Raw genomic sequence first — 25,855 nt, 5'->3', positions numbered from 1 at the left:
GCTACACCTCGAGACGCCTGCTAGTCACTAGGTATACGGCTACCGCTAGCGTGGCTACGAGCACGGCGGAGCCGGCTACCGCGTGCGGTTGCGGGTTTAACGAGTAGTAGAGGGTGAACGGGTAGACGCTCTGCGCGAGAAACTCTAGAAGGGGGTTCAGCGCTCTGCCCTGGATCCGCGATAAGGATGCGAGAAACAGCGTAACAAATGGAGCCGCGACTCTCTGGACGAGCCAAGTCACTACGAGTAGCGCCGAGCTCCTGCCGAGAAGCGCGACGAGGAGCAGGAGGAGCCCCGAGATCATGTTCTCCAGCACCCAGAACGCGTAGAGGGACGGGTCGTGCTCCCAGAGAAGCGCCGGATCCACCACGGCGGCGGAGAACAGCGCGGAGGCTACCAGGGAGGCTAGGGGCGACACGACGACAGCGAGAGCCCAGGAGGCCACGTACTCGGAGCGGCTAAGCGGTTGCGAGAGGTACAGCGCGGCGGAGCCTTTCAGCTCACCTGCGAGCGAGCTAAGCCCCATCAAAACCAGGAAGCCGTACGCGTAGCTCATCAACATGAGGGGGAAGTAGGAAAACGGCGGGCCTCCCGCCAGGCCCCTGCTGGACGCGTAGGCTAGTACGAGGAAGAACTGGAGGAAGCTGAAGCCAACGGCGAGTAGCGACGTTGCGGCTGCAACCTTTCCTGAAACGAAGAGCTCGTGCCTGACCGTCTTCTTCAGGGAGCTAGCCAGCCCTACTGACCGCCTCATACACCTCACCCAAGCTCCGCGATGTAACGCTCCAGCTCTCCGCGAGCCCACTCCTCCTGAGATCCTCGACTACAGCCTCCGCCTCCCGGAGCTTCTCGCCGGGCACCCTCGCCACCACGAGCCCGTCTGAAACCTCCACGGAGAGGAACGCCTCGGAGAGTATGAGCCTGGAGGCCGCGAGCCTGGGGGACCTCGTCTCGATGCGTAGCTCGAGGGTCGCCATGAACCTCCTGGCGAGCTCCAGCAGGCTCCCCTGGGCGACGGCCACGCCCCCGCTCAGCACGACCGCGTAGTCGCAGACCTTCTCCAGCTCCGGTAGCACGTGGGACGATATAACCATCGTTACCCCGAGGTCCTTCTTCAGGTTCTCCAGCATCCCGAGTATCTCGAACCTCGCCGAGGGGTCCAGGTTGGCGGTCGGCTCGTCCAGCAGGAGTAGCTCGGGCTCCCCCATGAGCGCGATCGCGATCCCCAGCCTCTGCAGGTAGCCCCTGGACAGCGACGAGACAGACCTCTCCATGTACCCCTCAATGCCCGCTAGCCTGGCGACGCGGACCGCCTCCTGGGCGGGGAGCCCCCTAAGCCCCGCCAAGTGCTCCAGGAGCCTCCTCACGGTCACGTCCTGGGGGTAGAGGGGCTTCTCGTGGAGCACCCCGACCCTCCTCCGTAGCTCGACGCCGTCGTACCAGGGGTCGAGCCCCAGCACCCTCACCTCTCCCCCGCTCTTCTTCAAGAGCCCCACCGCGAGCTTTATCGTCGTAGTCTTCCCGGAGCCGTTGGGGCCCACGAGGCCGGCTGTGACGCCCCTGGGTATGTGCATGTCCAGCCCTCTGAGGGCGGCGAAGCCGCCGTACTTCTTGACGACCCCCTTGAACTCTATCACCCCCTAGCCACCTCGACCACTTTCCTCAACCCCTCCCTGATAACCTTGATGTGGGCCACCGCCTTCTCGCCCCTGAACTCCTCCGAGACTAGCTTCTCGACGTTAAGCACGAGCCTGTGGTTCAGCACCGGGAAGAGCGCCCTGTCGACGTCGACCCTCTCCACGACGGTGGAACCCCTCATCGCCGCGAGAGCCTTCGAAGCCTTAACGAGCGCTATACCGCTCCTCGGGCTAGCCCCGAGCTCGAAGTACTCGGCGATCTCCGGGTAGACGCTCGGCCTCGTAAGCCTCACGACCCTGGCCACGTACTCGAATACCTCGTCCGGGACCTCCACGCTCCTCGCCACGCAGTCCTGGGCCTCGACGACCCACCCGGGCTCCACGAGCCGCTCGAGGTCCTCGTAGGGCTCCCCGACCCTGTACCCGTGGAGCCTGTATATGCTCACCTCCTCCTCCAGGGAGGACGGGTAGCCCACGAACACCCTCATGAGGAACCTGTCGAGCTGAGCCTCTGGGAGCGGATACGTCCCCTCCTGCTCGACGGGGTTCTGCGTCGCGATCACGAAGAAGAACTTCCCCCTCTCGCGCACCTCCAGCCTGTAGCTCCTATCCCCTATGGTCACCTCCCTCTCCTGCATAGCCTGTAGAAGCGCGCTCTGAGTCCGGGGAACAGCCCTGTTTATCTCGTCTGCTAGCAGGAAGTACGTGAACACCGGGCCGAAGCGCGGCTCGAAGCTCCTCGTGGAGGGGTTGAACACGAGGTTCCCCGTGATGTCGGACGGCATGAGGTCCGGCGTGAACTGCACCCTGGAGAAACCCCTGTAGGCGACGCCGTCCAGCTCCAGCGCGTAGCCCTCGGACAGCCCCAGTAGCCTCGCAAGGCTCTTCGCGAGAGTAGTCTTAGCTATCCCCGGAACCCCCTCCAGGAGGACGTGCCCACCGGCTATGAGCGAGGCGAGCACGAGCGCCTTCTCCTCCTCGTAGCCGACGACGACCCTTCCAAGCTCCCCGAGGAGCTCCCGGGAAACCTCCTTGACGTCGTCGACGCCTACCGGCATCGCGGAGCACCGCCCACTGCGCAAACGCCTCCCCGCTTATCTACTTTACGAGCACCACTTCCCTGGCGGCGAGGACGTCTCTCAGCGGCACGTCCGCGCACTCCGCCGGGCCCGTTCTCTTAGAGTGGGACTCGAGGAGGGGCGACAGCCTCTCGAGGAGGCCCATCTCCGAGAGGAGCCTCCTGGCCTCCTCGACCTCCGCCCCGGAAAGCCTCGGGCTCTTCAAGGGGTCGCGGAACCCCACCAGCCTGTAGTAGGCGTCCTCGCCGGCGAGCCGCCTAGCCTCGGAGAGAAAGGACGCCCAGTTGAGCTCGACCCTGCCCCTCCTCCTGCAGGCCCTGAGCCCAGACTCCCCCGCCCCCACGACGAACCCGTACACGTAGCCGAGCACCCCGTTGCTCGCGCTCACGCACAGCTTGCCGACAACCCCCTCGTCCACCACCGGGCCCCCGGAGAACCTGAGCCCCCTGAACTCTGCCTCCCGCTGGCTACCCAGCAGCACCACCCCGATCCTCTCCTCGGCGCCGGTGGAGGGGTTCTCGAGCACCCTCACGTCTATAAGCGAGATCTCCCCGGGCCTCACGAGCCCCTTCAGCACCCTGACCTCGCGGCCGCCGACCCTGGGGACCTCGAGCCCCAGCCTCCGGGCGGCCAGCACGAGCGCCTCGACCCCCTCCCCGCCCGGCTCAACCCCCCTCTCGCGCAGAGCCCTCCTCAGGGCATCGGCGTCCACGCCCAGGGAGACGTAAGCCTCCAGGACAACCCCCTCGGGCGCCAGCCTGTACCCGCCCACCACGCCGTAAACAAGCCCAGCGGAGTCCACTACGAGCGCGCCTAGGAGCTCCTCCGGGTCGTAAAACTTCATATGCCGCTCCCGCGGTTACCGGGGCGAAGGGCTTAATATGGATGATCACTGCAGGGCGGCGAGGAGCGCGCTGAGGATCGCCGAGAGAGACGTGGCGAACTACGCCACCGGGACGAGCCCCGTCTCGTCGATGGGCCTAGGGCTCGAGTACGTAGACTTCCGCGAGTACCAGCCATTCGACGACGCTAGGCACATAGACTGGAGGGCGACGGCGAGGTCCCCGGGCCCCGACGGGGGCTACAGGCCCATAGTGAAGGTCTACAGGGCCGAGAGAAAGACCAGGGTCGCGCTGGCAGTCGACCTCTCCGCCTCCATGCTGTACCAGTCCAAGCCGAAAACCCTCGTGTATGCGCTGGCAGTCATAGCCGCAGTTGCAGACACCTTGGAGGACACGTTCACGCTAGTCCTATCCACGGGGAGGGGCTTCGAGGTCTACGGGAAGGTGAAGCCCAGAGACCTGCCCCACATCATTGCATCGAGGATATGCGCCTCCACAGCCCCCGGCAAGGCTACCCTGGGAGAGATAGCCGCGAGGCTCCTCGCCCTGCCAAGGGCCCCAGTACTCCTAGTCACGGACTACGCCCACAGCTTGGAGGACTTCGAGCGATCCTCGAAGACCCTAGCCGCGTCGAGGGGAGCCGCGTACCTCCTCGTCTACGACTGGTGGGAAGTCCACCCGCCCCCAGACGCCCTCGCAACCCTCGTAGACCCGGAGACCGGTAGCCGCGTCCACGGAAGGCTACGGGAGGTGTACGCCGGCATAGCGAGGCACGTGGCACTCGCGAGGTCCAGGCTGACCTCCGGCGGGTCAGCCTTCATGGACACCTGCTGGCAGAAAGCCCGGGAGGACAGGGCGAGGCTCTCGCTCCTCTACTTGAAGGCCAGGAGCCTCAAGCCTCCCCGCTGACCCGCTCCGCGCAGGCCTCCAGGACCTTCTCCGCCTCCTCGACTATCTCGTCCTCGCCTCTATCGACCTCTAAGAGCTGGTGCTCCGCGTAACCTCTCTTCCTCTCGGCGAGCGCGGCGCGCCTAAGCTGAACCGCCCGGCGCAGAGGGTGAGCCACGACGTCCATGTAAGCCCTCGCGATAGCGGCGACCGTAGCCTCGTGGAGCACCACGACCTGGTCTTCGAGCTCCAGGATCACCCTCACGTGGCTATGCCCCCTAGGAACGAAGACCGTGACCCCCTCGACCTTCTCGTTAGGGTAGCACCTAACCCTCTTCACGCGGAATCAAGGCGTCCAAGGCTATAAAAAGACCTCGCGCGGCGCACGAGAGGCAGCTACGGGCGAACAGCCGCTACCCATGCACGCGGGGGCTCGGAGGGCGAGCCGAGAACGTTCGGCGAACGCTTCGAGAAAGGGGGCGGCTCAGACGCTACCGGGCAACCTCCCTGTAAACATCGAGGTACTGCGCGTACACCTTGTCCCAGCTGTACTTCTCCGCCACGACTCTCTTCGCGGCCGAGGCCAGGCGGGCCGCGAGGTCGCTGTCCTCCAGGAGCAGCCTGACGGCGCGCGCCACCTCCTCCGGGGATGGCTCGACGAGTAGCCCCGTCTTCCCATCCTCTACCAGCTCGGTGTTCCCTCCAACCTTCGTGGCGACGACGGGGACTCCCATAGCCATCGCCTCCAAGAGCGCGGTGCTAAGCCCCTCGTAGCGGGACGGCAACACGAAGACATCGGACCCCTTCACCACTCTGAGCGCACGCTCCCTCGGCATGGGGCCGAGGAAGTGGATCCTCGGGTCGCCCCCCGCGAGGCTCCTCAGCTCCTCCTCCAGGGGGCCACCGCCGACCACGACGAGGTGCGCATCAACGTCGAGAGCCCTGAAAGCCTTCACCAGGAGGTCGACGCCCTTCTCCCTGGACAGCCTACCGCTGTAGACAACCTGCCTTTCGTACATCCTCTCCCCTTCACCCGGCAGGTCCGACGGGTCGACGGCGTTCGGAACATGGACGACGTTTACGCCGATCCTAGAGTAGTGCTCGGCGGTCGCCCTGGAAACAGACGTCACGCGGTCCGCCCATCCCAGCGCAACCCTCTCGGCGACCCCGCTCAGCCTGCCCAGCAAGCCGCCGTGAAGGTAGCCGACCTGCTCCGAGAAAACCCCGTGGAGCGTTAAAACCCTCCCTCCCCTCGCCGCGCGCATCGCGGGCGCCGACGGCACGTTATGCGCGTGTACAACGTCGTACCTACGCCCCTTCAGCCTGCCAAGTGCCACCTTCAAAGCAGACGTAGCCGCGAAGCTCGGGTTCATCAAGCCCTTCACAGGCAGAATAGGAGTATTCTCGGCGGAGACAACCTCGACCTCGTGCCCATCGCGCCGAAGCAACTCGACGAGCTTCCCGACGTGTTGCGCCACGCCGCCCAGCCCGCTAACCCTCGGCGAAACAACGAGCAACCTAAACGTCTCCATGCACTCCCCCTCTAGGTACAAGCACCACTGCTTAGAACGTCTTAATAAGTTACACTGCGGTACAGAACTCCTAGAAGCGCAGGATTCTCCGCCTTTAATGAAAAGGGATTAAAGGGTGCAGCTTCATAGAAGAAACGTTGTGCGGGATACGCATGGAGAGTGCGTTGTTCCAGGCTCACGGGAAGTTGCGTGCCTTGCTTGCAACCAGAAGGCTCTTCGAGAACTGGGTCTACGCGCGCGAGTCGAATACCACGGCGGCGCGGAGCTATTTTTAAGAGTTCTCGGCGAAGACTTCGCCTGCAGGGATACCGGGTACTCTCCTGCACCCGGAGTCGGGCTCTCGTTTGCAACAAGAAGCGCTAACCCATACTAACGGACATGCTTCTTTCTGCGCGGCGTGCTTACGAAGCGTTCCAAGCTTCTAGCAGTAGCATATGCTAGCATTGAAAGCGACAATGGAAGACCGACAACGAGGCTCGCTATAAAGGTCTTTAAGCCCAAGAGGATACCCCTCCTCTTAGCCTGGTATAGTAGGTAGGGAAGTACATAGGCAGGGAAGAGTAAAGTGAGCATCGGGAGATTTTTCGCAAGTCCGACTATTAGCGCTACAAGCATCGGAAGGTAGCCGAGGTAGTAAAGGTACCTCTTGTACCTCCACATGTAAACGAGTACATCTTTGAGACCCGGATCGAAGCTGAGACCGAGAACCTTTACTTTAGCCTTCTTCCGAATACCCTTTAAAAGTTCGGTGAGAGGTTTAGAAACGTATATGTCGCTACCAGCTCTACCGGTAACGTTCACATCGACAGCCACCACGCCTCTATGCACGGCTACTCTATAACCGAGGGAACGTGCCTTTACGCAGAAATCAGCGTCCTCGCCAAAGGTAAGCTCGGGGTCAAACCTAACCCTATCCAACACGATTTTTCGAATAAGCGTTGCACCCATAGCGACAGCGGGAACAAGCTCTACGCCGATTTTTCCCCTCTTCTTACACAGCTCTTCTAAAACTCTCCAACCTTCTTCTACACTGGAGACTTTAATGGACAGGGTATCTGCGGACAAGATATCGATCCCATAGTCTGAGGCGGCTTCGTATAGCATTTTCAAACCGTCCGGCTCTAGGAGTACGTCGCTGTCCCAGAAGAATATCGCCTCCCCCCTCATCCTCTCGATAGCTATGTTCCTAGCCTCAGGGATATTGCTCCTCTGCACGACGACCTCGAAGCCTGCTAGGTCGGACCCGCTCAGGGCTTCGCGCACAACCTCCACCGTGCGGTCAACGCTCCCGCCGTCCACGAGGACGAAGAAAATCCTGTCGTGGGGGTACGTCTGGGAAAGCAGGCTCTTCAAGGCGTGCCCGATAATCCACTCCCTGTTCAGCGCCACCATCGCGACCGTGATCAACGGGTACTCGCCAGCCCGAGCCACGGCTCTTCGAAGAGCAAGAAGCTTTTTAGCTTTGCGACCAGGCGTAGAGCTTGAAGATGCTCGGAGGCGAAAGCATGAAGGTGCTACTTACACCCCACGTGGAGCACTACACCGTGGGGCTTGCCGGCGAGCTATCGAGAAGAATCAAGGTCGAGCTCCTGGCGTTCGCACGATACCCCGTCTCCGCGAGGCAGATGGTAGTCCCCCGCCTCCCGGTACCGGGGCACCGGGACCTACTCTACAAGTACGCCCTTAAGGCGCTGGCCCGGCGCTACGACGTAGTACACGTGAACACCGCCAGCCACGGAGCCCTCTTAGGCCCCCGCGACAACCTGCTACTAACGGAGCACGGCTGGCCTGAGCCAGAGCTCGTGGAAAGAGAGCAGCGCCGCTTCTACGAGAAGGAGCGCGAGAGCCTGCTTCAGCTATACGAGGCAGGGGTCCCCGTGGTAACTATAAGTAACTTCTCGGCTAGGATGCTCCGCGAGAGGCTGGGAGTAAAGGCTACGGCTGTCGTGTACCACGGGGTCCTGGACACCTTCCGAAGGAATAAGCCGCTGGAACCGCCCATACACCACGTCGTGCTCTGGAACTCGCGTCTCGTAGGATTCAAGGAGCCGTTCACCTTCCTAGAGGCGATCAGGCTAGTGAAGGGGAAGGCGAGCTTCGAAGCGGTCATAAGGGGGGATGGGCCTCTAAAACGGGAAGTTGAAGGCTACCTAAGGAGGCATGGGCTCGAAGACACGGTGCGCTTCGCCGAGAGGATACCCTTCGAAAAGCTCCCCCAGCTTTACCGCTCGGCAACAATATTCATTCACACATGCTCCAAAGAGCCTTTCGGGCTCGCCGTGCTGGAGGCTATGGCGAGCGGTCTACCCGTCATCGTACCCGACGCCGGAGGCGCGGCGGAGGTGGCAGGCGACGCCGGGTTGAAGTTTCGGCCCGGCGACAGCGAGGACCTGGCGGAAAAGCTCCTAGTGTTGCTGACGGACCAACAGCTTTACGAGACCTTCTCCGCTAGGAGCATCGAGAGGTCCGCATTCTTCACTTGGGAAAAAGCCGCTTCCACTTACCTGGATCTTTACAGGAAGATCTCCGGTGCGTGAAGCATGCATTCGAGTAAGCCTCAACTAGCGGTGGTCGCTAACCCCTCGGAGCACGGAAGCGGCGGCGAGCTTAGGGCTTTAAGGTCTGTAAAGGAGTATGCTAAACATTTCCACGTCTACCTTTTCACCCCTCTACGCGCGGTAGGCTCTACGTCCTTAAGGAGCCTTGCGCGGCTGAAGAGCTTAGGCGTAGCTCTCTCGGGATGCATTACGTATCCGAGAATTGGGAAGCTGGAGCCCGAATTCAAGCTTTTTTTCCCGCAATTAACTAGGCTAACGACGACAAAACTCCCCTTCTTCGACGGCATCGTAGTGCTACACGAGAATATAGACTATCTATACGCTGGCTACCTTCTCGGCAAAGCTAGCGGAGCGCCGGCGATGGTTCTCCTGCAGAACCCCCCTCTTTTCGGGTCAAAGAAAAGGCTCAGTGAGATACTCAAAGCTGTATACCTGTGGGAGAAGCTCACTTCAGCTTCCACTCTCGAGGAAGCTTATGCTACCGTGCGCCTTGCAAGGCTACAAGTGAGAAGACCAATAGAGGAGGCCAGAATTCGAATGTTGCTCAACAAGTACTCGCTCGTAGTAGGGGTGAGCAGAGCAACAGTTCTAGAAATGGGGGAACCCTGGTTCAGCAAGGCTTTCTACCTAGATCCGGGTGTAAATCTAAACGAGGAGGAAGTACATTTATTGAGCAGGATTCGCAAAAGTGTTAAAGAGAAGGAAAACTGCATACTGTACAAAGGCGGCCTTACTCCCGTGAAAGGTATCTTAGACGTTCTCCTTGCCTACAGACTCATTAGGAAGGAGAGAGGCGATCTGAAACTCGTCATCACAGGGAAACTGGACAGCAAAACTCATAGAAAGCTTCTCGTAGCACTTAAAAAGCTAAACCTCAAGGACTACGTTGTCCTTACAGGATTTATATCAAGGGAGCAGCTCTTCGAGCTCAACGCTAAGGCAAGGCTCCTGCTCCACCCAAGCCATATGGATTCATTTCCATACACTGTCCTGGAGTCTTTACACGCAGGAACCCCCGTCGTAGGCTACGATATACCCGCGCTCAAAATATACTACGGCGGGCTTCCCGGAGTCAGGCTTGTACGGGAAGGCGACGTAGAAGCCTTAGCAACAGAGGCTATCGACATGCTGGAGAGAAGCCCCAAAGAGGTTAATCCTCCAAGCTTGAAAAGCTGGAACGAGATAATAGAGGAGGAGCTTAGCTTGGTTAAAAAAAAATTGCTAGGCGAACATAGACACTCGTAAGGAAAATATAACTCCTAACCTTAAACCTTCAGGGGGTGTTTACTTTGACGCGCGCGTCGACATGGGCTCCGGGAAGCCCGTGGAGTTCGAGGAAACAGTGCTACCAGCGCTAGCCGAAGCAGCGCGCGCCGCCCTGCAGTCCTAAGTCAGAGTTCCCTGCAGGAGACGTCCGCAACGGTTAACCCGTGCTTCTCCAGAACTTCCCGGGGCAGCTCCGCGCCCTCCCATGCTATCCTCCCCCCGTGTATCACGGCGTACCTGTCCGCCACGCGGGACGCGACCCCGACGTCCTGCGTCGCGAGGAGGACTCCCCTGCCCTCCCGCTTGAGCCTGCAGACAGCCTCGAGCAACGCCGAGGCGGAGCGGGGGTCGAGGTTCGCCGTGGGCTCGTCGAGTAGAAGGTACTCCGGGTCGTAGACGAGCACGGACGCTAGGGCTACCCGCCTCTTCTCGCCGTAGCTCAGCGCGTGGACAGGCCTGTCGAGGAGGCCCTCAACGCCCAGCATGCGGGCGGCGCGCTCCAGGCGGGACGCCTTCTCGGCTTCTGGGAGGCCCAGCTGGTTCAACGCGAACGCGAGCTCCTCCTCGACCGTCGGGTTGAAGAGCTGGTCGTCCGGGTCCTGGAAGACGAGCCCTATCCTCCTCCTAGCGCCGGGGAGCTGGGACCAGAGGTCCCTGCCGTCGAGGAGCACCGAGCCTCTCGAAGGCTTCAGGAGACCCGCGAGCGCGAGCAGGAGGGTAGTCTTTCCGGAGCCGTTCGGCCCCAGGAGGGCTACGACCTCGCCCCTTTCAAGCCCCAGCGTGACCCCGCGGAGCACGTCGCCGAAGCCCGGGTAGCCCGCCCACAGGTCCCTACACTCCAGCACTAAGCCCCACCCGCGAACACCGCCGTCATGAGCAGGGCCCAGGCTATAAGCGCGGCGTCGGCGGGCCGGGGGTCTAGGCGCCTACGGGGGGCTAGCGGCTCGCCGAAGCTCCTCGCCTCCAGCGCCATCTGCAACGCCCGCGCCCTCCTAACCCCTGCGAGCAACAGGTCGCCGGCGACGCTCGAGACAACGGACCAGGAAGCCCGGGAAGACGCGAGAAGCCTGGCCTCCCTGGCGGCCAGCATCCTCGACGCGTCCCTGGCGAAGACGGGGATAGCCCTCAGCGTGAGCCCGAGCTCCCACACGAGGCCCCGGGGGAGCCGTAGCTCCTCGAGCCCCCTCAGCAACCAGAGCCAGCCGAGGGATGCGAGGACACCCGTGAAGGCCGAGGACGCCGCGACAGCCCTCAGGACGAAGAGCGGCGCCCCGGGGTCCCCGCGGAGCAACGCGGGGAGCGCGACCAGCCCGGCGAAGAACGCGGAGACGAGCGTTACCGTGAGCCAGCCCCTTAGCTTCCGGGAGGTTGCAGCGAGCACCGCTCCGAGGGCTATCGCCATGGCCGGCGTGGCGGGCCCGGAGGCGTAGGAGGCCTCCACGTCGGCGGCGAGCCCAACGAGTACGAGCGCCCAGGGGGACGCGGGCGGCTTTCCGGCGGAGCTGAGCTCCTCGGCTACGCCGGACACAGCCTCTAGGAAGGCCTGGAAGAAAGAGAAAGCCCTACTTTTCACGGGTGGTCACTTGAGGGCCTTAAGTAGCAGGTAGCCGAGCGCGAGCACCACTGCGACTCCCAAGAAGCCCGAGACTATGTAGCCCAGCCAGTCCGGGAGCCCGGGCACCGTGTAGTCGAGGAACGGCGTCCAGTTTATCTCCTCCGTCGTCTCGTTGAGGCCGAGCGCCTCAGCGGCGAGGTCCAGGGGCTCGTGGTAGCCCACGAGGTTCGCCAGCCAGACCCCGAACACGGGGCTTACAAGCACCATTGCGAGTACCGCTAGGGCAGCCTTCCTGTGCTTCTTGAGGATGCTTACCACCTTGCCCATCCCCCTCTCACCCCGCTACGAGCTGGGGAGCCTTAGACTTCAGGTAGGCGTAGACGGAAGCCGTGATCAAGCCCTCCACCACCCCGAGGAGCGCGTGCCAGCCCCCCATCACCGGCACCGTGACCGAGAGCCCGTAGAGGAACTGCTTCGAGAGCCCCAGCTCCACGCCGCACACAACGCCCGCCAGGGTTATGCTGAGCCACCCAGCCAGGAAGGCTCCGACCACGCGGAGGCGCTCCGGGAAAGCCCTGTACGCGAGGTACCCGGCGAACACCGCCACTATCCCCATGTTTAAGACGTTGGCGCCGAGAGTCGTTATACCGCCGTCGTGGAAGACTAGAGCCTGCGTCAAGAGCACGAGGAACATAGTGAGGCTAGCGAGCCAGGGGCCAACCAGTATCGAGGCGAGAGCCCCGCCGACCAGGTGCAGCGAGGTCCCGCCGGGTATAGGCCAGTTCAGCATCTGGGCCGCGAAGATAGCGGCGGCGAGGACGGGGACAAGGGTCTTCTGCTCGGAGCCCGCGCTCCTAGCCTTCAACGCGGAGAACGCCAGGACCGCCAGGGAGAGCGCGTAGGTGACTGCGCACATCGCCGGGTCGAGGTACCCGTCTGGTATATGCATACCCGGTCAAACCCCGTGGACGCGGCGCCCGCTTATAAGCTTTGCGCAAGTATTACTAAATCGTGGTAACGTGAGCAACGGGAAAACGCTTATTTACCCGCCGGGAGACGTGCACGCGTGGAGAGCCGCCAGAGCATAGGCAGCGCAGTCTCCGAGACAGCGGCGAGCGCGGTCTCGATACTCGGGGGGCAAGCCTCGGCAACCCTCGTCGCGGGCATAGCCTCGATACTCCTGGCGAGGATACTGGGGCCAGAGGGCTACGGAAAGTACGCCCTCGCGACTACGGTCGCCTCCCTGCTCTCCATATTCACGGACTTCGGAGTATCGGCGGCCGTCGCGCGCGAAGCATCCCGCAGGGGCCGCGAGGGAGTAGCGGGGCTCGTAGGGCTTGCTCTCGCCTTCACCCTGGCGTCGGCGCTAGTGTCGACGGCGCTAGGCGCGCTGCTCTCGGAGAGGCTCACCCTCCTCCTGCTCAACAGGGCCGAGATGGTCCAGCTCACCCTCCTAGCCCTACCCACAGTCTTCCTCAACTCCGCCCTGAACTTCTCGTATTTCGCGTTGCTAGGCCTGGGGGACACCGCGTCCCTAGCGGCCCTACCAGTGATACGCGACCTTTCGAGGAGCGTTCTCTCCCTAGCCCTCGCGGCGGCCTACGGAGTACCTGGGGCGGTCGCGGGGCTAGTCGCAGGCTACGCCTTAGCCGCCGCCTCGGGGCTCGCCGCTCTCTACAGGAGGCTCGGCCGCCTCCCGCTAGCCCCCGCCGGCGAGCTGAAACCCCTGCTGGGCTACGGGCTACCGCTGTACGCGTCGAGCGTCCTGGGAACCCTCTCGGGGATATACCAGAACTCCGTAGCCGCCTGGTTCGCGACGGACGTAGAGGTGGGGAACTTCAAGGTAGCGATGAACTTCGCCGCCCTCATCCAGCTACTCGTAGCCCCCATCTCCCTCTCCCTCCTCCCGGCGTTCTCGAGGCTCAGCGGCGATGACTCCGGGAGGTTCTTCCGCTACGCCGCGCGCTACACCGGGCTAATCCTCGTCCCAGCCGGGGTCTACGCGGCAGTAGAGTCCCGGGACCTCGTCGCCCTCGTTTACGGCCGGGAATACGCGCTCGCGCCGGGCTACCTCTCGCTGTACTCGGCCTCCCTCCTGCTCTCCGGGCTGGGGACAGCGGCGCTGCCGAGCTTCTTCCAAGGGGTAGGCGACACGAGGGCCAACCTCGAAGCCTCGCTAGCCGGGCTCGCGGTACTCCTACCGCTCGCCGCCCCCCTCACGCAGAGGCTAGGGCTATACGGGCTCGTAGCCTCCCTCGTAGCCTCCTCGGCCTCCTCGGCGGCATACGGCGTGTGGAGAGCGCGCAGGGTGGGGGCAGAGGTAGACTTCCTGCACGCTACCAGAACATGCGCGGCGGCGCTAGCCGCGCTCGCCCCGCTAGCCCCCCTAGCGCTTCTCAACGTGCACCCAGCCCTACGCGTAGCCGCGACGGCTACAGCCTACGCCCTCGCCTACGGGGCGCTCGCCCCCCTCTTCGGCTGCATCGACGGGGGAGATATCGAAGTCCTCGGGCAAGCCCTGCGCGGCACACCGCTAAAGCCCCTAGCATCGCTAGTGCTCCGCTACGAGGCAGTCTTCCTGCGCGCGGCGAGGAACCTCTCCGGGAAGTGAAGGCCCGCCCAGCGCGTAGCTCTACGACAGTGTCGGGCAACCCTCCAAAATTGTTCTCAGCTGGTTATTTCTCGCTTCCCCGTTTACCCAGACCCGTACCGCCGCTAAATGCTGTTCCTCCGGCTTTCAGCACGGCGGTGTCCGCAACAGATATAATGAGGCTGAGCCCCTGTTTTCCAGGGGTGCGCGTTGGCGGAGCCCGTAGCGCTCGCCGTCCTCTCGACCGTTATAAGCGTAGCGGCTGCCAGCTCCTCGATGGCCTACTGGCTCGGCAGGAAGTTCGAGAAGATTAACGCCAGGCTAGACAGAGTAGAGGAAAGACTTGGAGGGGTGGAAAAGAGGCTTGAAGGCGTAGAGGGAAGGCTCGACAAAGTGGAGGAGAGGCTTGAAAGCGTCGAGGAAAATCTTGGAGGAGTGCAGGAGAGGCTTACCAAGGCGGAGAGGAGGCTCGCCGACCTGGAGGGAAGGCTCAGCAAGGTAGAGGGGAGGCTCGAAGCGCTGGAGAGGAGGGTTGACGGCGTGGAGAAAGCACTGGGGGACGTGGGGGAAAGGCTGGACGCCGTCGAGGCGAGGCTATCGCGGGTCGAAGGGAGGCTCGAGGGGGCGGAGTCCAGGCTTGCAGGCGTCGAGCACGGGCTCGAGAAAGTTGAATCTAGGCTCTCAAGGGTAGTCAAGGGCTTCGAGTCTCACCAGGAGTTCCTCATAGACTACCTCGCCTCGGAGGGCGTTATAAAGGAAAAGACGGCGCTCGTCGTCCGCGCCGAGCTGAGGTCCGTGCTAAGCCTTCTCTCCAACCCCCTAACGAAGGAGGAGGTGGAGAAGCTGAGGGAGTACCTGGAGAAGGATCCAGGCGAGTTCACGATGGAAGAGGCGGAGGACTTCCTGAGGCTCGCCAGGAAGGCCGTGGAGGAGCACGGGGACAAGTACGAGGTCTACAAGCTCCACCTCTACGCCGCGCTCGTTAGGGGGTGGACGAGGAGGAGGCTTGCGAAAGCGGAGGAGAAGGGGGGTAACCGGTGTGATAGTTAAGGAGAGGCTGGCGCGCGCCCTGGAATACATAGGCTTGCTCAAAGAGCTGAGAAGGCGCGCCTCTCCCGAAGCCCTAGCCGGTGACTACGTTGTAAGAGGGGCTGTCGAGAGGTACCTCCACCTGGCGATCGAGGCCGTAATCGATGCAGGGATGAGGCTATGCTCCTTGCTGAGGCTCGGCAAGCCCGAGAGCTACCGCGACGTTGCCAGAATCCTTCGAGGAGCCGGCATGCTCAGCGCGGCGTCCGCCGGAAAGCTCGAGCTGTGGGTAGGGTTGAGGAACGTGCTCGTCCACGGCTACGCCAGGATAGACTACGGCAAGCTAGCCGAGGCTTTAGGCGAAGTCGAAGAGCTAGAAAACATAGTCTACGAGATCGCCAGGAGCACCGAAAACAGAGGGGTAGACCCCCCAAAGGCCGGGAAAGACGCGGAGACAATCGCCAGGGTGCTCAGCAACAGGAGCAACGTAGTCTTCGCCTATATATTCGGGTCACGCGCCAAGGGTCAGGCCCGCTGTCGTAGCGACATCGACGTAGCGGTGTACACGCGGGGCGAAGCCTCCTGGAAGCACCTCGTAGAGCTGAAAAACGAGCTCGAAGACGCGCTAGGCCTAGACGTGGACCTCGTACACCTAAACGAAGCTCCACTCACGCTAGCCTACGAGGTAGTCTCAACGGGCGTACTGGTTCTAGACAGGGATTCGGAGGCGAGAGCCGAGTACGAAGTCAAAGTCCTAAAGCAGTTCCTAGACATGAAGCCCAGGCTCGAAGAGTACTACGAAGAGCTATTCAGACAACGCGAGTAGAAACAATGAGCCAAAAGCGCGCAAATCTCGCGCGCGGGTTAAGAGTCCTATGGAGCACGGGAACGTTATAGGCAGTACTCCAGGCGAGCTGACGAAGTACATGCTTGCGTCAGAGCTCGAGGGACATTGCTTCTTAGGTAGTTATCTTCGGGCAATAAAAAGAATAAAATATTCTGCCCGAGAGTGCTTTAAAAAAGAAAAGCTTTATTAATTTTTTCTTCGACTAAGAAAGGCGGTGTCTTGCTTGAGGGGCGCGCGCGGAGAGCCTCCATCGCCTGCAGTACCATCGCTGACGCCATCGCTGGTTTCCGCCGCCTACAAGCGCGCGCTGAGGTTCGGGATCGGCGTGATCTATGTGACACCTATTTCCTCATGCGGACGCTGAGACCCCTGTGAGGCCGGGTGCGCGAGCCGCTCTTCGAGGTCACCAGTAAACTAGGGGTCAGAGTTAGGGTCTCCAGGGGGTACTGGGAGTACATTGTCAGCATTAAGCACCCCTCGCTGAAGGGCCTGGAGGGCGTGGTCAGAGAGGCTCTGGCGAACCTCCTCGAGGTTAGGAGAAGCCCTCGCGACCCCAGAGTGTACCTGTACTACGGCACATACATGGATAAGCTCATCTGTGTGGTCGTTAAGCACTTGAATAGCGAGGGTTTTATAATAACGGCCTATAACTAAAAGATATTTAACTAAAAGAGCGGCCAGAGGTGAGGTGGTGTGGAGGAGGCGGCAGACGTGAAGGTACGCGTCTACTACGCTCCGGAGCTCGACACCCTGGACCTGTGGCTGGACGAGCCCGGAAGGGAGAGCTTCTCGGAGCCTCTGAACGACAACATCGTCCTGAAGCTCGACGAGAGGAGAGAGGTCATAGGCTTGGAGATAGTGTCTCTGGGGAGCTTGACCCGCGAGGACGTGCAGGTAATACCGGAAGGCGTGAGGAGGGTCCTGCTGGAGGCGCTGAAGAGGCTCTACTCGAGGACCCTGGCTAGGCTCGAGGCCTAAAGGCGCGGGTTAGCCGCTCCCGGCAGGTTCGGGCGGCACCTCACGCCCCGGCGGTGAGGGAGGAGGAGCTGAAGAGCTACAGGGAGAACGTTACTAGGTTGCAGGAAGACGTTAAAAGCCTGCAGGTAAAGCTGAGTAGCGCTCAGACGGATCTCTCGGCTTTGAAGGCTCAGGTTTCGAGCCTTGAGGCTCAGCTCTCCGAGTCGAGGTCCCGCCTAGCGGAGGCTGAGGCTCGCGCCCAGCTTGTAGGCGTAGCCGGGACCGTGGTAGGCTTAGTGGTGGGCTTCGCTATTGGCTACTTCGTCTCTAGGAAGCGTCTCGGCAAGCCGGAAGCGTCTCCGGAGTAACCTTAAAATATTTTCTTTTTGCGGCGGCGAAATATATAATAAAGTGTATGCCTGTTAAGGGAGGCGGTTCCATGAACAAGGACCAGCTCGTAGGCACGGCTATAATGCTCGCCTCTATCGCCGGGATACTGGTCTACGGGTGGATCCTCTTCTTCACCCAGTGGTCCCTCCTCCTACTCCAGCTCACGGGCTTCGTTGCTGTAGCCGGGGTCCTCGGGATACTCGCCTGGATAGGCTTCACGCTTGCCACTACTCCCCCTCCTAAGCCGATAGAGGAGATAGAGAAGGAGATAGAGGAGGAGCTCAAGAAGCTAGAAGCCGAGGAGAAAAAAGAGGAAAAGCAGTAGCAACGCTGCTCTCAAGCAAACTAATGCTTTTTTGCTTTAACAGTTTCCCAGGCTGTCTAGAGGACTGGCTGGGAAGCCCCCTACCCGATAGCGATAAATACTGCGCGCGAGTCCCACCCCGTGTCGAAGCGCTACCTGGTAGCCGCGCTCGCCGCCCTACTCCTAGCATCCCCAGTACTAGCGATATCCACGCGGCGCCCTGAAACCCCCCTCCTACTCAACCTCACAGTGTACCCGCCGGGGCTCGCCCTCAAAGAGCTTTCAACGACGCGGAGCGGGCTCGCCGCGGTATTCGTGAACACAGCGGACAAGGAGGTAGCCGTGGACAAGCTGTACCTAGCGGTGGAGCCGCCCGAGAGCTTCCAGTGCGCAATCAGCGTGCCACCGCTCCTAGAGACTCCCCCCGGCCCCTGCTCCTACAACTCCTCCAAGGACCCTCTCTTCAAGGCCCCGCGCGTCGAGCCGGGCGGAAGGGTAGCGGTACTCGTAGCCCTCTCGGGAACTCTCAGGCTCACAGCGCTGAACCAGTCGGAGGAAGCCGTCCTGAAGCTCGGGGTGGGAAACGCCACCCTCGTGAAGAAGCTGAGGCTTTACGGCTGGGTAGACGGGGAGGCGAAAACGCTCGGCAGGCCGGGCGAGCTGGAAGTACGCCTAGTGTTCGGCGGCAACTCCACGGCTAGGCTGGCGGTCAGCGGGGCGAGGGTTGAGGTCGCCGGGGCAACCCTGAAGAACCTAAGGGTCGTGGAGGCGGCGAACTTCTCCGGCTCCGTCAAGGCGGAGAACGGCTCGATAGTCGTGGACGGCTACGCGTCGCCCCCAGCCTCCATCAGGGTAGTCGCCGAGGCATACTCGACGGTAGGCGTCGGAGGCGCATCGCCCCGCGTCGTGCTCAGGCTGGGAGACTCGGAGAAGGCTATAGGCAGAGCCGAGGTACCCGCGGCGAAGCTCGTCGACCTGAAACCCCTCCTCGGCTTCCTCCCCTACGCCTACGAGGTATCGGTGGAGGGCGGGGGAAACGGCTACGCCGCGGTGAGGGTAGGCCCCCACACCTACAACGTCACGCTCACCGGCGGCAGGGGCTCCCTAACCCTCGGCGAGGCATTCTGGCCCCTGCTCTCGTCGTACCCCGTGGAGCCCGTCTCGGTGGCGCTTATAGAGGGCAACGCCACCAGGGAGTACCCCGCGGTTCCGCCGGGCGAAGCGCCGAGGGTCACGACGGGGCTCGCCCTCCTAGCCATAATCCTCGCCTCCGCTGCGGCAGTGGCACTGCTGGTGCGCAGGGCGGCGAAGCTCGAAAAGCAGTGCGGCCCGGTAATAGAATTCGAGCTTTAGCAGCGCTCGGCGAGGCTTCTCTCTTTTAGTCGGCTTTGACAAAGCCCCTCGAACGAGCGAAAACTTTTAAATTTTAGAAAAGTTCTTGGCGCAGAAGCTTAACGAGGTTTCGAGACAATGACGTCGGAGCCGTCAGCGCTACTCGGAGCCGTAGCCCCTCCGGGATTGCTCCCGGAAGCCTTCTACCTGCTTCTAGACGCCCTCTCCCTCCTCACCCTCGCGGGCATACTCGCGTGGTCCGCCTACCACGCCCCCATAATCGTCGCCGGGCTACTAGCCCCCCGGGGCAGCGGGGACGACCCGGGGAACGGGCTTCCCAGGGTGACAGTCATAGTGCCGTCGAAGGACGAGGGGAGGCGCGTCGAGCGTTGCCTCAACGCTATCCTATCCTCGGACTACCCCCTGGAGAAGCTCGAAGTGATAGTCGTCGACGCCAGCTCGGACGGGTACGTCGAGGAGATAGTGCGGAGAGCCGGAGAAAGGTACCCGGGCGCGGTCAGGTTGATAAGGGAGGAGGAGCCCCGCGGGAAGCCCGCCGCGCTGAACAGGGCGCTTAGGGAGGCGACGGGGGAGGTCGTAGCGGTGTTCGACGCGGACAGCGTCCCCGAGAGGGACGCCATAAGGCGCGCCGTGAAGCACCTCGAGGAGCCGGGGGTCGCCGCGGTCCAGGGGAAGACGCTGGTACTCAACGAGCGCGAATCGGTGCTCGCGAGGGTAGCCTCCAAGGAGGAGAAGGCCTGGTTCCACGCGCTCATACGCGGGAGGGAGAGGCTCGGGCTCTTCGTACCGCTCACCGGGAGCTGCCAGTTCGTTAAGAGGAGCGCGCTCGAGGAGGTCGGGGGGTGGAGGGAGGACGCCCTCGCGGAGGACCTGGAGCTATCGATGGACCTCCTCGCCAGGGGCTACAGGGTGAAGTACGCGAACGACGTCGTCTCCTGGCAGGAGGCGCCGACCTCGCTGAGGAGCCTCGCCGTGCAGAGGAACAGGTGGTATAGGGGGTACATGGAGGCATTCGCGAGGCACCTGCGCCTCGCCCTCGCGGGCAGGAGGGGGCTGGACGCCGCCATCCTCTCGGCGGGGCCCTACCTGATGGCGCTCAGCCTCCTAGCGGTGGCCGCCTGGCTCGCCTCGACGGCTTTGCCCCACGTAAACCACTTCTCGACACCCGCCGCCCTCGTCGCCGCGCTGAACGCCGTGTCCCTCTTCTCGGTCAGCGTCGCCCTCGCGCTCAGCGAGAGGCCCGTAAGCGCGAAGAACCTAGCCTGGGTCCCGGTTATCTACGCGTACTGGTTCACGCTCTCCGCGGTCGCCCTCCACGCCCTCGCCGAGATAATCCTGAGAAGGCCGCGCGTCTGGAGAAGGACTCCGAAGCCCATATAAGCACGGGGCGGGTGAGGGGCGCGTGAAGAAAGCGGCTCTCGCGGTCCTCGTACTGCTCGTAGCGGCTACGCTCGTACCCCCGCAGCGCCAGGCGAGCGTCGAGGCGAAGCCGCCCGTAGACTGGCTGGAGCTAGCGAGGGCGGCGTGGGGCTACTTCTCCCCCGGCTTCGGGCTGAGCCAGAGGGGGATCAACTACGCGACGCCCTCCTGGCACTACGTGACGGACTGGGACGTCGGCAGCTACCTCTCGGCGATAGTCGACGCGGCGTGGCTCGGGCTGATATCCAGGGATGAGGCTATCAGCAGGGCCGAAAAAGTGCTCGCCTTCCTCTCCACGAGGCCGCTACACCCCTCCGGCGTGCCGTACTCGGCGTACAGCTCGGACACGGGCATGCCGGCGGAGAATGCGGGGCCCTCGAACCCCAGCGACGCCGGGAGGTTGCTGATAGCCCTCTACAGGCTGAAGAAGAGCTTCCCGGAGCTCGCGCCGACCGTGGACTACGTCGTCGAGAGGAACGGCTTCTCGGCCTTCGCGGGCTCGGTGCCGGACAGCGGCTTCTACTCGTACTACTACGCCTACGGCTTCCACCTCTGGGGCTTCAACACCCCCCAGGTCATGAAGGCCCTCTCGATGCTCGGGAGGCTACCCTACACGAGGACTGTCGACGCCTACGGGGTCCGGCTACCCTACGTGGAGGTAACGATGGAGCCGATACTCCTCACGATCTTCGAGCTAGACCCCCCGCCCGAGTTCTACGAGTGGGCGTACAAGGTCTACAAGGCGCAGGAAAACCGCTACCTCGCCACGGGTAAGCCCACCGCGTTCACGGAGGGTCAGGTCAACGCGCCCCCGTACTACATCTACGAGTGGATAGTCGACATATACACGGGCGAGACGTGGACCGTGTGGAGCGGCTCCCTCGGAAAGCTCAGCATGACGCCCGTAGTATACGCCAAGGCGGCTCTAGGCATGCACGCCATCTGGAACACCAACTACACAGCCTTCCTAGCGGAGTACGTGATGAAGGCTAAAACGCCCAACTGCTTCTACGAGGGAGTCGACGAAAACGGCAACGTCGTCTACGCGATAACCGACAAGACGAACGCCATGATAGTGAGCGCCGCGAGGTACGCACTGCAGAGAGCAAGCAAGCCCTCGGTAACGGCGGGAGCGGTCCCAGCCCTCTACCCAGGCGAAAACGCGACGATAACGCTCAACGTAACCCACCAGCTACCCCTACCCATCACCCTAAGCGCGGAAGCCCCACCCGGGATAACAGCTGAGGTCGAGCCCAGCACCGGGAAAGCCAACCTAACGGCGAGGCTAAAGGTATCGGCGCGGCAAGGGCTAGCCCCCGGCAACTACACCGTCACAGTAAAAGTCTCGACGATAGCGCACAACGAGACGCTAACCCTCACCGTGACAGTCAAGCCCCCCGGCTACACCCTCAGAGTAAGAGTAGTAGACGCCTGCGGAGACCCAGTACCCGGCGCAACGCTACTACTAAACGGGCTCAAAGCAGGAGAAACCGACGCCAAGGGAGAAGCCGAGGTAAAACACGTGGAAGGAGAAGCAACGCTCACCGCGATCTACGCAGGGCTAGAAGTAGCCGGGCCACTAAAAATCAGCGTAAACTCCGACACCAACGCGACGCTCAAGGCAAACCTCCGAAAAATAGCAGTCGCCTTCACAACCCCCGACGGAAAACCCGCAACCGGGATACTCGTAGTAGCACTGCTAGGGCGAACAACCCTCTCAACCGCAAAGACGAACTCCACGGGGCACGCACTACTACCGAGAATACCCCCCGCAAACATAACCCTACAAGCCTACACACCCGACGGAAAGCTACTACTAGGAGAATGGACCGTGAACGCCGCGCAAGGCGAAGGAGTAGTAGACCCAGAAATCCCCCCAACCACCAGACACCTAGAGGCATAGACGATGAGCAGGAGGAACGCCGTCCTCTCAGCACTAATACCGGCGCTCGTAAGAACGATCCCCGAAATCCTCTCATGGCCCTACACGGTAGGCTTCGACCCCGTCGGCATATACGCCGTAAACGCCTACCAAGGGGTTTTCCTCTCGATGGGCATCCCCCAGCTCTTCAAGACGACGAGCCTGTACTTCCTAATCGTAACGCTCGCATACAAGGCCCTCGGAGACCCCATCCTAGCGGTCAAGCTCCTCGCACCCATCCTCAACGGGCTCCTAGGCTACACCGTCTACCGCTACGCCAGGTCAACCGGGCTCGGCGAGAAAGCCTCCCTCGCGGCCGCCCTCATCTCAACGACCTACTTCGTGGGGCTCAGGATATCCTGGGAGATGCACAGGCAAATGCTCGCAACAGCGATGCTCCTAGCCTACATGGAGCTCGACAAGAAGCCCGGGCGCGCAGCCGCAGCCGCGCAGGCGGCGCTAGCCTTCCTCATAGGCTGGACCCACGAGTTCATAACAGTGATACTAGCCGCGGTGGCGGCGGCAAGGCTCCTATCCTCGAAGACCCCCAGGGAAGCCCTCAGGGCTTTCACAGCGCTACCGGCGGGCGCCCTCCTACTCTACCAGGTCTACACCCCGGAGACAGGGGCGCTGGCCGTACCCGCCGAGAGGCTCGCCGGGGTAGACCCAGCGTACATGCTAGCGTACGCGACAGGCTTCCTAGCGTACCTCTACGCACCCCTCCTCCCCCTACTAGCCTACGGCGCAAGCACGCTGAGAGACAGGGGGACGCTCGCCTGGACAGCCACCTGCCTCGCGATGACGTACTCCTTCCTGACAGGAACAACGGTGCTCTGGTTCCGCTGGGCGATACTCCTAAACTACCCCGCATCCCTGGCGGCGGGCGCCGGGCTGGAAAAACTCCTCGAAAAACCCGGGCGCGCGAGGAAAGCCGCGCTCGCACTCGTAGCCGTATACGCCTCGATGACCGCGACCTACATAGCCCTACCCCCCGAGCAACAGTTCAACAAGTACTTCGGAGACTGGAACATCTACAAACACTACATGCAGACATCCATGCTCCAAAACACCCTACCACTATCCGACACCCCGAGCGCAATACAGGCAGTAAAGTGGGTAGACACACTACCCGGAAACAAAACCCTAGTACTACACGAAGCCTTCCACAGCTGGGCGGCACTATACGCGAAAAACTCGAAGCTAATACGCGTAGGCGAGCACATGCTCTCAGCGCCGAACCAGTACAGGCCCAACACCGCGGAAGAAATCCTGCGGGCAGCGCGCAGAGAGGCAGCCACGGGCGCGAAGGTCTACACGATCTGGTGGGTCGCGGGAAAAGGCTGGTACAACATGCCAAACCCACCCCCAGGCTTCAAAGAAGTGAAAAGATTCGGGGAAATAGCGGTCTACGAGTACCAAGGCTGAGAAAAGCTTTATTATTTTTTCTTCGACTAAGAAAGGCGGTGTCTCGCTTGAGGGGCGCGCGCGGAGAGCCTCCATCGCCTGCAGTACCCTCGCTGACGCCATCGCTTGTTTCCGCCGCCTACAAGCGCGCGCTGAGGCTCGGAACCTTCTGGAGGCTCTCCGCGGAGGAAAGAGCGCTCCTCAAGCTCGCCGGGAGGCTCAAGGCTATAAAGAGCCCCCTCCTAAAGGAACAGCTACTCAAGATCCTGGAGAAAGTGTGGCCCGAGAAGGCCAAGGTCTTCAAGGCCTTCGAGGAGGGCCTAAAACAGCTCTCCAAGAGGATACAGCTAGCCCTGAAGATAGGGGCCCTCGCCGTCGCAGAAGAGCTTTCGAAGGCGGGGCCCCAGCTAGTACTACATCTAGGGCTAGCCTGGATAAACACACCACCATTCTACAGGGGTGAAGGCTAGGGCGACGAGCACTCCCGCGAACCCCTGGGCCTCCGAGGTAACGATAGTCATCCCAACGCTGAAAGAAGAGAGGGGGGTAGGGCTCGTGATAGACGAGCTTAAAGGCGAGGGATGGACGAACATACTCGTCGTCGACGGGGGAAGCACGGACAGGACGAGGGAAGTCGCCGCGGAGAAGGGGGCCAGGGTCGTGCTCCAGGAGGGCCGGGGCAAGGCGGACGCCGTTAGAACCGCGCTCAGGTACGTCGAAACGCCCTACATAGTCGTGATGGACGGCGACTACACGTACCCAGCGCGGCACGTCGCAGAGCTTCTGAGGACGGCTAGGGAGAGGGGGCTAGACGAAGTCATAGGGGCAAGAACTAGGGGGCGCGAGAACATACCACTCCTCAACAGGTTCGGGAACTGGGTAATCACTGAGACGTTCAACGTTCTCTTCGGGACAAACCTCTCCGACGTGTGTAGTGGGATGTACCTCGTCAGGACGGAGGTAGCGAGGGAAGTCCAGTTCGAGTCCAAAGGCTTCAGCGTGGAGGTAGAGATAGCCGCTCACGTAGCGTCCACGACGAGGAGAATCGGGGAGATACCGATAGAGTACAGGCCGAGGGTCGGCGAGCCCAAGCTCAGGAAGAGGCACGGGCTGAGAATAGTCCTCGACGCGTTCAGGCTCGCGCTCCGCTACAACCCCGTATTCCTATTCTTCTCCGCAGCCTCAATCGTACTCATACCATCACTCGTGCTGGCAGCCTGGGTCGGCTACCGCTGGCTAGTACAGGGAGTCAAGCACCAAGTATGGGGCATAATAGCAATCGTGGGGACAGGCGTGGGCCTCGTAGCCCTGCTCAACGCGATAATGTCCCTCTACCTCAAAAGGCTGGAGCTCAGAATAACAGAGCGACTAACAAGGCTCGAAGCCGAGCTAAAAGCCACCACAAAACAACCGAGCAAGAAAGACGCCGACTCTAGGCGACTTCCATAACCACCGCATACGCTTTAGGTACAAGGGTTAACGGCGTGAACGCCATCGAGCAGGTAGCGAGAGAAGCCTCCGAGACGCAGGTAGTAGTAATGGCCGGCGGGGAAGGGAGAAGAATGGGGCTCGTACCAGTGCCCAAGCCCCTCCTAGAACTCAACGGCAAACCCCTCCTAGAGCACTGCATCGAGTACTACGCGAGGTGCGGCTTCAAGGACTTCACAGTCCTAACAAGGCAGGAACCCGTAGCCGAGAAAGCGCGGGAAGCCGGGAAAAAGCTCGGAGTAAACGTAAAGGTATCGATGGACCCACCCCTACCCAAAGTGGGGAAAGGGAAGGCGCTGAAGCACGCGCTGCAGACGGGCGCCGTGGACCCGGAGAGGAGGGCGCTCGTAGTCTTCCCGGACGACCTCTACCTAGACGACACGTTGCCGCTAAGGTTCCTCGCGAGCCACGTAGAGGCGGCGCGGAGGATGGGGGCGTGGGCGAGCGTAGCGGTGACACTCGGGCTAGCGCTCCCCTACGGCGTGGTCGAGATAGACGCGGAGGGAATGGCTGTAAGCTTCAAGGAGAAGCCGGTACTACCGATACACGCGAGCATAGGGCTGTACGCCTTCGAGCCCCAAGCCCTAAAGCTACTACTAGAGGTCGTAGACATGGACTCGCCCAGCGCGGTAGAATTCGAGTCAACGTTGCTACCCCTGCTCGCAGAGCAACGCAGGCTACACGCATACCCCGTACCCCACCACGCATGGTTGCCGCTGAACACCCTCAAAGAGCTAGACGAAGCCTCCAAGATCTTGGGCGGCAACCGGGAAGCATTGCGCTAGGATAAAACTCT

The 25,855-nt window shown here is 61.9% G+C and carries 30 protein-coding genes; 19 read left to right on the top strand and 11 right to left on the bottom strand.

The features are described from left to right. Nucleotide 1: 1 nt before the first annotated feature. From TPEN_RS08935 to TPEN_RS08920, 4 genes are read right to left on the bottom strand one after another with little or no spacing between them, the layout of a single operon-like run. The gene (locus TPEN_RS08935) at nucleotides 2–754 is read right to left on the bottom strand and encodes a hypothetical protein (RefSeq protein ID WP_011753412.1); all 753 of its coding nucleotides are present in this window, start codon (nucleotides 752–754) and stop codon (nucleotides 2–4) included. Beyond that, nucleotides 729–1,637, bottom strand: a complete 909-nt coding sequence (locus TPEN_RS08930; protein WP_011753411.1) for an ABC transporter ATP-binding protein — start codon at nucleotides 1,635–1,637, stop codon at nucleotides 729–731. Before TPEN_RS08930 ends, TPEN_RS08935 begins: the two co-directional genes overlap by 26 nt. After that, nucleotides 1,634–2,695, bottom strand: a complete 1,062-nt coding sequence (locus TPEN_RS08925; RefSeq protein ID WP_011753410.1) for an AAA family ATPase — start codon at nucleotides 2,693–2,695, stop codon at nucleotides 1,634–1,636. Before TPEN_RS08925 ends, TPEN_RS08930 begins: the two co-directional genes overlap by 4 nt. A gap of 40 nt (nucleotides 2,696–2,735) precedes the next feature. Continuing rightward, nucleotides 2,736–3,560, bottom strand: a complete 825-nt coding sequence (locus TPEN_RS08920) for a hypothetical protein (RefSeq protein WP_011753409.1) — start codon at nucleotides 3,558–3,560, stop codon at nucleotides 2,736–2,738. Between the two features lie 37 nt (nucleotides 3,561–3,597). On the opposite strand from TPEN_RS08920, the gene TPEN_RS08915 reads away from it, so the two are divergent. Beyond that, on the top strand, nucleotides 3,598–4,467 hold the full coding sequence (locus tag TPEN_RS08915; RefSeq protein WP_011753408.1) for a DUF58 domain-containing protein: 870 nt from the start codon (nucleotides 3,598–3,600) through the stop codon (nucleotides 4,465–4,467). Here the strand turns inward: TPEN_RS08915 and TPEN_RS08910 are convergent. Together TPEN_RS08910 and TPEN_RS08905 are read right to left on the bottom strand one after the other, a co-directional pair. After that, nucleotides 4,451–4,786: a hypothetical protein gene (locus tag TPEN_RS08910; RefSeq protein WP_011753407.1), complete on the bottom strand. Its 336-nt coding sequence runs from the start codon at nucleotides 4,784–4,786 to the stop codon at nucleotides 4,451–4,453. The genes TPEN_RS08915 and TPEN_RS08910 overlap by 17 nt on opposite strands. 151 nt (nucleotides 4,787–4,937) lie before the next feature. Continuing rightward, nucleotides 4,938–5,978, bottom strand: coding sequence for a glycosyltransferase family 4 protein (locus TPEN_RS08905; protein ID WP_011753406.1), 1,041 nt, complete (start codon nucleotides 5,976–5,978; stop codon nucleotides 4,938–4,940). 152 nt (nucleotides 5,979–6,130) lie between these two features. Between TPEN_RS08905 and TPEN_RS10140 the strand changes: the two genes are divergently transcribed. Then, complete coding sequence (locus TPEN_RS10140; protein ID WP_281054508.1) at nucleotides 6,131–6,253, top strand: hypothetical protein; 123 nt, start codon at nucleotides 6,131–6,133, stop codon at nucleotides 6,251–6,253. A 94-nt stretch (nucleotides 6,254–6,347) separates the two neighbouring features. On the opposite strand, the gene TPEN_RS08900 is transcribed toward TPEN_RS10140, so the two are convergent. After that, a complete protein-coding gene (locus TPEN_RS08900) occupies nucleotides 6,348–7,409 on the bottom strand; it encodes a glycosyltransferase family 2 protein (RefSeq protein ID WP_011753405.1) in 1,062 nt (353 codons plus the stop codon). A gap of 56 nt (nucleotides 7,410–7,465) precedes the next feature. Between TPEN_RS08900 and TPEN_RS08895 the strand changes: the two genes are divergently transcribed. Together TPEN_RS08895 and TPEN_RS08890 are read left to right on the top strand one after the other, a co-directional pair. Continuing rightward, complete coding sequence (locus TPEN_RS08895; RefSeq protein ID WP_052885340.1) at nucleotides 7,466–8,515, top strand: glycosyltransferase family 4 protein; 1,050 nt, start codon at nucleotides 7,466–7,468, stop codon at nucleotides 8,513–8,515. Between the two features lie 312 nt (nucleotides 8,516–8,827). Beyond that, on the top strand, nucleotides 8,828–9,781 hold the full coding sequence (locus TPEN_RS08890; RefSeq protein ID WP_187146333.1) for a glycosyltransferase family 4 protein: 954 nt from the start codon (nucleotides 8,828–8,830) through the stop codon (nucleotides 9,779–9,781). A gap of 146 nt (nucleotides 9,782–9,927) precedes the next feature. On the opposite strand, the gene TPEN_RS08885 is transcribed toward TPEN_RS08890, so the two are convergent. The 4 genes from TPEN_RS08885 to TPEN_RS08870 are packed head-to-tail and all read right to left on the bottom strand — an operon-like array spanning nucleotide 9,928 to nucleotide 12,306. Continuing rightward, nucleotides 9,928–10,647, bottom strand: a complete 720-nt coding sequence (locus TPEN_RS08885; RefSeq protein ID WP_011753402.1) for an energy-coupling factor ABC transporter ATP-binding protein — start codon at nucleotides 10,645–10,647, stop codon at nucleotides 9,928–9,930. Then, on the bottom strand, nucleotides 10,647–11,375 hold the full coding sequence (locus TPEN_RS08880; RefSeq protein WP_011753401.1) for a CbiQ family ECF transporter T component: 729 nt from the start codon (nucleotides 11,373–11,375) through the stop codon (nucleotides 10,647–10,649). Before TPEN_RS08880 ends, TPEN_RS08885 begins: the two co-directional genes overlap by 1 nt. A 6-nt stretch (nucleotides 11,376–11,381) precedes the next feature. Beyond that, the gene (locus TPEN_RS08875; protein WP_011753400.1) at nucleotides 11,382–11,684 is read right to left on the bottom strand and encodes a PDGLE domain-containing protein; all 303 of its coding nucleotides are present in this window, start codon (nucleotides 11,682–11,684) and stop codon (nucleotides 11,382–11,384) included. 7 nt (nucleotides 11,685–11,691) lie between these two features. Continuing rightward, on the bottom strand, nucleotides 11,692–12,306 hold the full coding sequence (locus TPEN_RS08870; protein WP_011753399.1) for an energy-coupling factor ABC transporter permease: 615 nt from the start codon (nucleotides 12,304–12,306) through the stop codon (nucleotides 11,692–11,694). Nucleotides 12,307–12,423: 117 nt separating this feature from the next. On the opposite strand from TPEN_RS08870, the gene TPEN_RS08865 reads away from it, so the two are divergent. The 15 genes from TPEN_RS08865 (at nucleotide 12,424) to TPEN_RS08800 (ending at nucleotide 25,844) form a co-directional block, all read left to right on the top strand. After that, complete coding sequence (locus TPEN_RS08865; RefSeq protein WP_011753398.1) at nucleotides 12,424–13,968, top strand: oligosaccharide flippase family protein; 1,545 nt, start codon at nucleotides 12,424–12,426, stop codon at nucleotides 13,966–13,968. A gap of 189 nt (nucleotides 13,969–14,157) precedes the next feature. After that, nucleotides 14,158–14,997 (top strand): tropomyosin, encoded by an 840-nt coding sequence (locus TPEN_RS08860; RefSeq protein ID WP_052885339.1) that lies wholly within the window; start codon nucleotides 14,158–14,160, stop codon nucleotides 14,995–14,997. Continuing rightward, nucleotides 14,987–15,802: a type VII toxin-antitoxin system MntA family adenylyltransferase antitoxin gene (mntA, locus tag TPEN_RS08855; protein ID WP_011753396.1), complete on the top strand. Its 816-nt coding sequence runs from the start codon at nucleotides 14,987–14,989 to the stop codon at nucleotides 15,800–15,802. The genes TPEN_RS08860 and mntA overlap by 11 nt, the downstream gene beginning before the upstream one ends. A gap of 235 nt (nucleotides 15,803–16,037) precedes the next feature. Beyond that, the gene (locus TPEN_RS10025) at nucleotides 16,038–16,187 is read left to right on the top strand and encodes a hypothetical protein (protein ID WP_187146332.1); all 150 of its coding nucleotides are present in this window, start codon (nucleotides 16,038–16,040) and stop codon (nucleotides 16,185–16,187) included. Nucleotides 16,188–16,204: 17 nt separating this feature from the next. Continuing rightward, nucleotides 16,205–16,477 carry a hypothetical protein gene (locus TPEN_RS08850; protein ID WP_011753395.1) on the top strand — a complete coding sequence of 91 codons (273 nt, stop codon included), beginning with the start codon at nucleotides 16,205–16,207 and terminating at the stop codon, nucleotides 16,475–16,477. Nucleotides 16,478–16,516: 39 nt separating this feature from the next. Further along, nucleotides 16,517–16,801 (top strand): DUF2283 domain-containing protein, encoded by a 285-nt coding sequence (locus TPEN_RS08845; RefSeq protein WP_011753394.1) that lies wholly within the window; start codon nucleotides 16,517–16,519, stop codon nucleotides 16,799–16,801. A 53-nt stretch (nucleotides 16,802–16,854) separates the two neighbouring features. Then, a complete protein-coding gene (locus TPEN_RS08840) occupies nucleotides 16,855–17,148 on the top strand; it encodes a hypothetical protein (RefSeq protein ID WP_011753393.1) in 294 nt (97 codons plus the stop codon). A gap of 71 nt (nucleotides 17,149–17,219) precedes the next feature. After that, nucleotides 17,220–17,495, top strand: coding sequence for a transcriptional regulator (locus tag TPEN_RS08835; protein ID WP_011753392.1), 276 nt, complete (start codon nucleotides 17,220–17,222; stop codon nucleotides 17,493–17,495). Nucleotides 17,496–17,615: 120 nt separating this feature from the next. Continuing rightward, the gene (locus TPEN_RS08830; protein ID WP_011753391.1) at nucleotides 17,616–18,827 is read left to right on the top strand and encodes a hypothetical protein; all 1,212 of its coding nucleotides are present in this window, start codon (nucleotides 17,616–17,618) and stop codon (nucleotides 18,825–18,827) included. A gap of 117 nt (nucleotides 18,828–18,944) precedes the next feature. Further along, complete coding sequence (locus TPEN_RS08825) at nucleotides 18,945–20,207, top strand: glycosyltransferase family 2 protein (RefSeq protein WP_011753390.1); 1,263 nt, start codon at nucleotides 18,945–18,947, stop codon at nucleotides 20,205–20,207. A 22-nt stretch (nucleotides 20,208–20,229) separates the two neighbouring features. Next, on the top strand, nucleotides 20,230–22,149 hold the full coding sequence (locus TPEN_RS08820; protein ID WP_011753389.1) for a DUF3131 domain-containing protein: 1,920 nt from the start codon (nucleotides 20,230–20,232) through the stop codon (nucleotides 22,147–22,149). 3 nt (nucleotides 22,150–22,152) lie between these two features. After that, the gene (locus tag TPEN_RS08815) at nucleotides 22,153–23,592 is read left to right on the top strand and encodes a hypothetical protein (protein WP_011753388.1); all 1,440 of its coding nucleotides are present in this window, start codon (nucleotides 22,153–22,155) and stop codon (nucleotides 23,590–23,592) included. A 38-nt stretch (nucleotides 23,593–23,630) separates the two neighbouring features. Next, nucleotides 23,631–24,041 (top strand): hypothetical protein, encoded by a 411-nt coding sequence (locus tag TPEN_RS08810; RefSeq protein WP_148678045.1) that lies wholly within the window; start codon nucleotides 23,631–23,633, stop codon nucleotides 24,039–24,041. Next, complete coding sequence (locus tag TPEN_RS08805) at nucleotides 24,031–25,020, top strand: glycosyltransferase family 2 protein (protein WP_011753387.1); 990 nt, start codon at nucleotides 24,031–24,033, stop codon at nucleotides 25,018–25,020. Before TPEN_RS08810 ends, TPEN_RS08805 begins: the two co-directional genes overlap by 11 nt. 35 nt (nucleotides 25,021–25,055) lie before the next feature. Further along, a complete protein-coding gene (locus TPEN_RS08800; protein ID WP_011753386.1) occupies nucleotides 25,056–25,844 on the top strand; it encodes a nucleotidyltransferase family protein in 789 nt (262 codons plus the stop codon). The last annotated feature ends 11 nt before the right edge of the window (nucleotides 25,845–25,855 follow it).

It is taken from the genome of Thermofilum pendens Hrk 5 (assembly GCF_000015225.1).
In the GTDB taxonomy this organism is placed as follows: domain Archaea; phylum Thermoproteota; class Thermoprotei; order Thermofilales; family Thermofilaceae; genus Thermofilum; species Thermofilum pendens.
This window is presented reverse-complemented; position numbering and strand designations above follow the sequence as displayed.

Coding starts and splice junctions, on each gene's coding strand:
- TPEN_RS08875 (WP_011753400.1), bottom strand. CDS start 11,684: ATGGGCAAGGTGGTAAGCATCCTCAAGAAGCACAGGAAGGCTGCCCTA.
- TPEN_RS08935 (WP_011753412.1), bottom strand. CDS start 754: ATGAGGCGGTCAGTAGGGCTGGCTAGCTCCCTGAAGAAGACGGTCAGG.
- TPEN_RS08905 (WP_011753406.1), bottom strand. CDS start 5,978: ATGGAGACGTTTAGGTTGCTCGTTGTTTCGCCGAGGGTTAGCGGGCTG.
- TPEN_RS08825 (WP_011753390.1), top strand. CDS start 18,945: ATGACGTCGGAGCCGTCAGCGCTACTCGGAGCCGTAGCCCCTCCGGGA.
- TPEN_RS08915 (WP_011753408.1), top strand. CDS start 3,598: ATGGATGATCACTGCAGGGCGGCGAGGAGCGCGCTGAGGATCGCCGAG.
- TPEN_RS08920 (WP_011753409.1), bottom strand. CDS start 3,560: ATGAAGTTTTACGACCCGGAGGAGCTCCTAGGCGCGCTCGTAGTGGAC.
- TPEN_RS08815 (WP_011753388.1), top strand. CDS start 22,153: ATGAGCAGGAGGAACGCCGTCCTCTCAGCACTAATACCGGCGCTCGTA.
- TPEN_RS08870 (WP_011753399.1), bottom strand. CDS start 12,306: ATGCATATACCAGACGGGTACCTCGACCCGGCGATGTGCGCAGTCACC.
- TPEN_RS08925 (WP_011753410.1), bottom strand. CDS start 2,695: ATGCCGGTAGGCGTCGACGACGTCAAGGAGGTTTCCCGGGAGCTCCTC.
- TPEN_RS10140 (WP_281054508.1), top strand. CDS start 6,131: ATGGAGAGTGCGTTGTTCCAGGCTCACGGGAAGTTGCGTGCCTTGCTT.
- TPEN_RS08835 (WP_011753392.1), top strand. CDS start 17,220: ATGAACAAGGACCAGCTCGTAGGCACGGCTATAATGCTCGCCTCTATC.
- TPEN_RS08895 (WP_052885340.1), top strand. CDS start 7,466: ATGCTCGGAGGCGAAAGCATGAAGGTGCTACTTACACCCCACGTGGAG.